This is a genomic window from Oceanivirga salmonicida, assembly GCF_001517915.1.
GTDB classification, from domain to species: Bacteria; Fusobacteriota; Fusobacteriia; order Fusobacteriales; family Leptotrichiaceae; genus Oceanivirga; species Oceanivirga salmonicida.
In genome coordinates, this window is sequence record NZ_LOQI01000171.1 from 1 (window position 1) to 539 (window position 539).

General features: G+C 41.6%; 2 tRNA genes and 1 rRNA gene. All 3 read right to left on the bottom strand.

The features are described from left to right. Positions 1-195 (bottom strand): 23S ribosomal RNA (locus AWT72_RS08800); the annotation flags it as partial. Between the two features lie 90 nt (positions 196-285). Then, positions 286-361: transfer RNA gene (locus AWT72_RS08805), tRNA-Ala, on the bottom strand. A gap of 21 nt (positions 362-382) precedes the next feature. Beyond that, positions 383-459 (bottom strand) — tRNA-Ile (locus tag AWT72_RS08810). Positions 460-539: the final 80 nt, after the last annotated feature.

Genomic DNA, 539 nt, shown 5'->3' on the forward strand with positions numbered 1-539 from the left:
TCCTCCTGTTACTTAGATGTTTCAGTTCACAGGCTTACCTCTTTCGCGTATATTCTTCTAATATACAGGTTGTCCCATTCGGATATCTAGGAATCTATGGCTATGTGCGCCTCCTCCTAGCTTTTCGCAGCTTATCACGTCCTTCTTCGGCTTTTACTACCTAGGCATCCTCCGTACGCCCTTAATAGCTTTATCTTCTTTTTTTCTTACAGTTTTCTCTTAACTTGTTTTTTAGTTGTAATTTTTTACCTACTATTCATTTCTCATTGTCCTAAAATTATTTCTTGGTGGAGATAAGCAGGATCGAACTGCTGACCTCCGCAGTGCAAGTGCGGCGCTCTCCCAGCTGAGCTATATCCCCATATTTTTAACATACTTTTTATGGTGGGCATGAATGGACTCGAACCATCGACCCCTGCGTTATCAGCACAGTGCTCTAACCACCTGAGCTACACGCCCATATTAAAAAAATTTGAAAGATAAGCAAACAAGACTTAAAGCTTGTCATATTCTCCTTAGAAAGGAGGTGATCCATCCGC